This is a genomic window from Mycobacterium sp. (assembly GCF_035274705.1).
GTDB lineage: Bacteria > Actinomycetota > Actinomycetes > Mycobacteriales > Mycobacteriaceae > Mycobacterium.
Genome location: NZ_DATENY010000104.1, coordinates 1 through 5497, shown reverse-complemented (window position 1 = coordinate 5497; position 5497 = coordinate 1). Strand labels below are relative to the sequence as shown.

The 5497-nt window shown below is 66.7% G+C and carries 8 protein-coding genes; 4 read left to right on the top strand and 4 right to left on the bottom strand.

The annotated features are described in order from the left end of the window. Positions 1-1229, bottom strand: a 1229-nt coding sequence (sthA, locus tag VJV41_RS22140; protein ID WP_325337272.1) for a Si-specific NAD(P)(+) transhydrogenase, incomplete at its 3' end; no start/stop codon positions are given. A gap of 122 nt (positions 1230-1351) precedes the next feature. On the opposite strand from sthA, the gene VJV41_RS22135 reads away from it, so the two are divergent. Next, positions 1352-2266 (top strand): HD domain-containing phosphohydrolase, encoded by a 915-nt coding sequence (locus VJV41_RS22135; RefSeq protein ID WP_325337270.1) that lies wholly within the window; start codon positions 1352-1354, stop codon positions 2264-2266. A 42-nt stretch (positions 2267-2308) separates the two neighbouring features. On the opposite strand, the gene VJV41_RS22130 is transcribed toward VJV41_RS22135, so the two are convergent. The 3 genes from VJV41_RS22130 to VJV41_RS22120 form a co-directional block, all read right to left on the bottom strand. Further along, the gene (locus tag VJV41_RS22130) at positions 2309-2710 is read right to left on the bottom strand and encodes a type II toxin-antitoxin system VapC family toxin (RefSeq protein ID WP_325337268.1); all 402 of its coding nucleotides are present in this window, start codon (positions 2708-2710) and stop codon (positions 2309-2311) included. After that, positions 2707-2997, bottom strand: a complete 291-nt coding sequence (locus VJV41_RS22125) for a type II toxin-antitoxin system prevent-host-death family antitoxin (protein WP_325337266.1) — start codon at positions 2995-2997, stop codon at positions 2707-2709. Before VJV41_RS22125 ends, VJV41_RS22130 begins: the two co-directional genes overlap by 4 nt. Positions 2998-3226: 229 nt before the next feature. Next, complete coding sequence (locus VJV41_RS22120; protein WP_325337264.1) at positions 3227-3472, bottom strand: helix-turn-helix transcriptional regulator; 246 nt, start codon at positions 3470-3472, stop codon at positions 3227-3229. Between the two features lie 424 nt (positions 3473-3896). Here VJV41_RS22120 and msrB point away from each other — a divergent pair, with 424 nt between their 5' ends. The 3 genes from msrB to VJV41_RS22105 form a co-directional block, all read left to right on the top strand. Further along, the gene (gene msrB / locus VJV41_RS22115; RefSeq protein WP_325337262.1) at positions 3897-4376 is read left to right on the top strand and encodes a peptide-methionine (R)-S-oxide reductase MsrB; all 480 of its coding nucleotides are present in this window, start codon (positions 3897-3899) and stop codon (positions 4374-4376) included. Continuing rightward, complete coding sequence (gene msrA, locus VJV41_RS22110) at positions 4373-4927, top strand: peptide-methionine (S)-S-oxide reductase MsrA (RefSeq protein WP_325337260.1); 555 nt, start codon at positions 4373-4375, stop codon at positions 4925-4927. The genes msrB and msrA overlap by 4 nt, the downstream gene beginning before the upstream one ends. 305 nt (positions 4928-5232) lie before the next feature. Continuing rightward, positions 5233-5497: hypothetical protein (locus tag VJV41_RS22105; protein ID WP_325337259.1), on the top strand; the 265-nt coding region annotated here is incomplete at its 3' end.

Sequence of the window (5497 nt, the reverse complement as noted above, 5' to 3'; positions counted from 1 at the left end):
GTGGCGCTGGTGCCGAATACGTGCACACCCAGCAGTTTGCCGTCGTCCGGTGACACGAGCAGCTTGAGCATGCCGTACGAGTCACCGACGATCTGCCCGCGCGCCAGCTCCCGGTACCGTGCGATGCCCACCTCGAACGGCGTCGAAGCCTCGGTGAGCTGGTCCTCGGTCTGACCCACGTAGCTGATCTCGGGGATGGTGTAGATCCCGATCGGCTGGAGCTGATGCATCTCGCGAACCGGCTCACCGCAGGCGTGATGGGCGGCCAGCCGGCCCTGTTCCATCGACGTCGACGCCAGCGCCGGGAAGCCGATGACGTCACCGACCGCGTAGATGCTGTCGACCTTGGTCCGATAGTTGGCATCCACCTCGATCCGGCCGCGCCGATCCGCCTCCAGCCCGGCCGCCTCCAGCGCCAGATCGTCCGTCTGTCCCTGCCGGCCCGCCGAGTACATCACCGTGTCGGCCACGATCTTCTTGCCGCTCTTGAGGATGCACAGTGCCGCGGTCTGATGCCTCTCGACGGCCGCGACCTCCTCGCCGAAGCGGAACGTCACCGACAGATCCCGCAGGTGGTACTTGAGCGATTCGACGATCTCCTCGTCGCAGAAGTCCAGCATTTTCGGGCGGCGTTCGACGACGGTCACCTTGGTGCCGAGCGCGGCGAACAGCGAGGCGTACTCCATGCCGATCACCCCGGCGCCGACCACGACCATCGACCGCGGCACCGCCTGCAGGTTGATCACACCATCGGAGTCCACGATCGTACGGTCATCGAAGTCGACACTGTCGGGCCGCGCCGGGCGCGTTCCAGCCGCGATAATGATCTTGTCTGCGGTGACCCTGCTCTCCCGGCCGGACCCGGCGTCCACCCAGATCGCATGCGCATCGGCGAACCGGCCCACGCCGGTGATCATCGAGACGTGGTTGCGCGACAGCTGGTTGCGGATGACGTCCGTCTGCCGGCTGATGACATGTTGCGTGCGGGCCGCGAGATCGCTCACCGTGATCTCGTTCTTGACCCGGTAACTGCTGCCGTAGAGGTCCCGCTGGCTCAGCCCGGTGAGGTAGAGAACAGCCTCGCGCAGCGTCTTCGAGGGAACGGTACCGGTGTTGATGCACACCCCGCCGATCATGTCGCGACGGTCGACGATGCCTACCCGCTTGCCGAGCTTGGACGCTGCGATCGCGGCCTTCTGCCCGCTGGGACCGGAGCCCAGCACCAACATGTCGTAGTCATACACAGGCTTCAGCGTCGCAAGTAATCCACCGCAGCGCTAGGTCAGTCTTAACACCAGCGCTCCGCGACGCTGCATGATCCGGTGGCAGAGTAGGTGTATGGGACAGGCCGGTGACCGGCGATCGTGTCCGACGGGTCGAAGTGCTCGCGGCGCTCTCGCTCGCCATCGACCTCGGCCTGGGCCAGCCGATGGACCACATGCTGCGGTCCGCGATGATCGCTACCAGCCTGGCCCGGCGGTTGGGCCTGTACGAGGAGCGGCAGGCGGTTGCCTACTACGCGACGCTGCTGGCCTGGATCGGCTGCCACGCCGACTCGCATGAGCTGTCCGCATGGTTCGGCGACGACATCGCCTTCCGCGCCGACACGTACGACCTGGACTGGGCCGGGCTGCCGTTCGTCTGGCTTCTGGCCAGCCATGTCGGGCGCGATCGGCCGGCACTGGCCCGGGCCGGGCGCGCCGTGACGCTGCTCGGCCGCCTGCGTGGCAACCTGCGCAAACTCATGAGCTCGCACTGCCTCTCCGCCGGCGAACTCGCCGAGCGTGCCGGGCTCGGCGACGACGTCAGAAGCGCGCTGGCGTACACGTTCGAAAGATGGGACGGCAACGGACTGCCGGCCGGTGTCTCCGGCGCGGACATCCCGCAGGAAATGCGCATCGCCCACGTCGCCGACGTCGCCGAGGTGCACCTGCGCCGGGCCGGTGAAGAGCACGCCAACCGCACGGTACGCGCGCGCAGCGGCACGCAGTTCGACCCCGCGGTCGCGGCCGCGTTCACCGCCGGCTCCGCCGAGATCGCCGCGGAACTCGCGGTCGACGACGTGTGGAAGGCCGCGCTGGACCGGGCGCCGGACTGGGACCGGACAGTCGCGGGCGACGACCTGGACGAGCTGCTGACCGCCGTGGGCGACTTCGCCGACCTCAAGTCCCCCGCGATGCTCGGCCATTCCCGGGCGGTTGCCGCGCTCGCCGGGAACGCCGCCCGCCGGTACGGGGTGGCGGATCACGACTCGATCGCAGTGTGACCCGAGGACTTGGGAAGATCCTTGCTAGCGCCGCCGCCGAACTCAATTCCGTGGATCGATCACCGAGATTCCAGCATCCTTGGCCGCAGCAGCCAGCCGGTCGTCATAGGTAGCGAGCCCGTCCAAATCCGTCCCCAGGACCCGCGCGGTGGCGAGGTGGATCGCGTCCAGCGAACGCAGCATCCGGTCGGGCTCGTTCATCGCCGCATCCACCACCTCGTCATCGATGCTCACATAGTCAAAGGCCAGCAGAAGCGACCTTGCATCCGGGAGCGCCGCCGGCATAACCCGGCTGACAGCGCGGATCACCTCGATGCGAAGCAATGCCGAGCTGACCCATGACGCGCCCGCGCTTTCGTCATAGAACTTGGCGAACGCGCGTGAATGGCTCTCCTCGGCCAACAACTTGAGCGCGGCAGAGGTGTCGATGTAGTAGAGGCTCACCAACGCTCCTCGTCGCGCAGCGCAGCGAGCGCGTCGCCAAGACGGTCGGCACCGTCTCCGGCACGCATCCGCGGCCGATATCCGGGCCGTACCGCCAAACGCGCCCGCCCCTCCTCGACCAAGCGGTCCAGCACCGGCGTCGGTTCACGATCGCCGACCGGCACGATCCGCGCCACGAGCTTGCCGTACTCCGTCACGTCGACCGTCTCCCCGTGACGCACTCGCGCCAGCACCTCACTGGTGTTGTGCCGTAGCTCCCTAAGGCCCACCGAGTGCTCAGTCGTCACAGCGTCAAGGTATCACAAAATTGTGGCCACAACGGGAGGCGGTTCGCGCAAGGCCTCATTCGGCCTGCACGAATGCGCAGCTCAGTTGATGTGTGGGGTGTACGTTGCACCATGCGAACCGGACTACGGTCGTTCCAGGCACCCCGATGCCAGGACGTCTGTCCAGGTCACAGACGCGTCGCGGTGCGCGCTGAGTGCCGCCGTAGGCACGTTGACAGCTCGCCGCGGCTCAAGCGGCCTCGAAACCCACTCTGAGTCGCACGTCCGACGCCGTCGCGAGTCGTTCCAGCACCGACAAGGTCGGAACAGTTCCGCCGGCCTCGAACCGAGCGAACGCGGACTGCGTCATTCCCGATGCCTTCGCCATCTGCGTTTGGCTCCAGCCTCGGCGCTCACGAAGTTCTCGAACAGAACGACCGAGTTCAAAGGCCAAACGTGCAGCGTCGTACGCCGCCGTGGCACCCGGCTCAGCCATCGCCGCTCCCGCATCGCGGCCCAACCGCCACTGTCACTCATGACCCAGCCTCCTCGTCCACAGCCTCGTGCGCCTCGTCGATACACCGCGCCAACGCCCGGCGGCCCAATCGATCTCGCGCTCGTCCCGCGTGCGCGTCTTGTGGAAGGCCGTCAACAGGACGATCCTCCGGTAGGTTGCGATCCAGTAGGTGATCCGGACCGACCGCCGCTCCAGGTGAAACCGCCGCTCGCGCAGCTTCCGATCGTGACCAATTCGGCCTAGTCGAGGCGGGGTGACCCCACACGTTCGGGAGCTGCCCATTTCCATCCGAACCCGAGATCGCGGTCACAGCGAGTTCTCAGGAGCCGGGGGACCAAAACACTTCACGGCGGTGTTATTGCAGATGACGGCGCAGCCAGCGGCGTCAGAAGAGGGAGAGATCGTGTCACACGACTACAGCAAGACTCCGGACGCGCTCAGCCGCCTCACCGACAGGCAGTTCCGCGTCACTCAGAAGGACGGGACCGAGCCCGCATTCCGGAACGAGTACTGGGACAACCACGAGCCCGGGATCTACGTGGACGTGGTGTCCGGCCAGCCGTTGTTCTCGTCGACCGACAAGTACGACAGCGGCACGGGATGGCCCAGCTTCACCAAGCCGATAGAAGTCGACGTCGTCCGCACAACGACCGACAGATCGCTCTGGATGACCCGCACCGAGGTGCGGTCCGCCGGCGCCGACAGCCACCTCGGCCACCTTTTCGATGACGGCCCTGCCGACAAGGGAGGCCTGCGTTACTGCATGAACTCGGCTGCGCTGCGCTTCATCCCGGTCTCCGAGCTCGAGGCGCAGGGCTATGGAGAGTACCGCTCGCTGTTCGAGCCGGACGTCACGAACGGCACAAAGGAGCACGCGTCATGACCAGCGGAGTTCACGACACCGGACGGATCACTCGCGAACCGGGCACTGAGACGGCCGTTCTGGCCGGCGGGTGCTTCTGGGGCATGGAGGATCTCATTCGCCGACAGCCAGGAGTGCTCGACACGCGCGTCGGATACACCGGCGGCGACAACGATCATGCGACGTACCGCAACCATCCTGGCCACGCTGAAGCGGTCGAGATCCTCTTCGACCCGACACAGACGACGTACCGTGACATCCTGGCCTTCTTCTTTCAGATCCACGACCCGTCGACGCTGAACCAGCAGGGCAACGACATCGGCGCGAGCTACCGCTCGGCGATCTTCCCGCTCACCGACGAGCAGGAGCGCGTCGCCCGCGAGACGATCGCGGATGTGGATGCCTCAGGGTTGTGGCCGGGCAAGGCGGTCACGACCATCGAGCCGGCTGGCCCGTTCTGGGAGGCCGAGCCCGAGCACCAGGACTACCTGATCACCTACCCGAACGGCTACACCTGCCACTTCCCGCGGCCTGACTGGGTGCTGCCCAGGCGCACTGCGACCTCAGCCTGACGCGAGGCTAGGCGGGCGCGTTCACCGCCGACGCGATGGACGCGCCCACAGTCGCGGCGCAGTCGCGAATCGCCCGGGCCGGAGCAGACGCACCCCCGGACGTAGCCGGGCCTGGTGAGAAAGTGCAGCCAGCCCCCTGCTGCGATCGAGCTTCTGCAGGCTCGAATCGAGGGCGGGGCACGCCAAACATGGAACGATCAACCGGATCTGACCTGCTAGTTGTGATTGAGTCTGGCGCTTGCCGGCTGATAGCTCCTGACCTGTAGTGCCAGCGTGTTCGCGACGTTGGCATGGAGGAGGTCCGGGTGGGTTCAGGGCTGTTGCAGCAGGCGTTGCCGGGTTCAACGCTGGTCGTGGCGATCGATCCTGGCAAGGTGACGCATCGGGTGTGGTTCAGCACAGGTGATGCCGGCCTGCTCGAGGAGCCGAGGTCGGTGCCGTCGCTGCGGCCTGGCCTGGACGAGGTGACGGGCACGATCTGGCGGCTGGCGGCTGGCGGGTGCCGCTGCTGCGGTGATCGCTATCGAGGCGACCGGCGCTCTGCACGCATCGTGGGTGCAGGTATTGCAG

What these genes read in the sequence shown, in the direction of transcription:
- VJV41_RS22120 (WP_325337264.1), bottom strand. Translation starts at nt 3,472, where the DNA reads ATGGCTGAGCCGGGTGCCACGGCGGCGTACGACGCTGCACGTTTGGCC.
- msrA (WP_325337260.1), top strand. Translation starts at nt 4,373, where the DNA reads ATGACCAGCGGAGTTCACGACACCGGACGGATCACTCGCGAACCGGGC.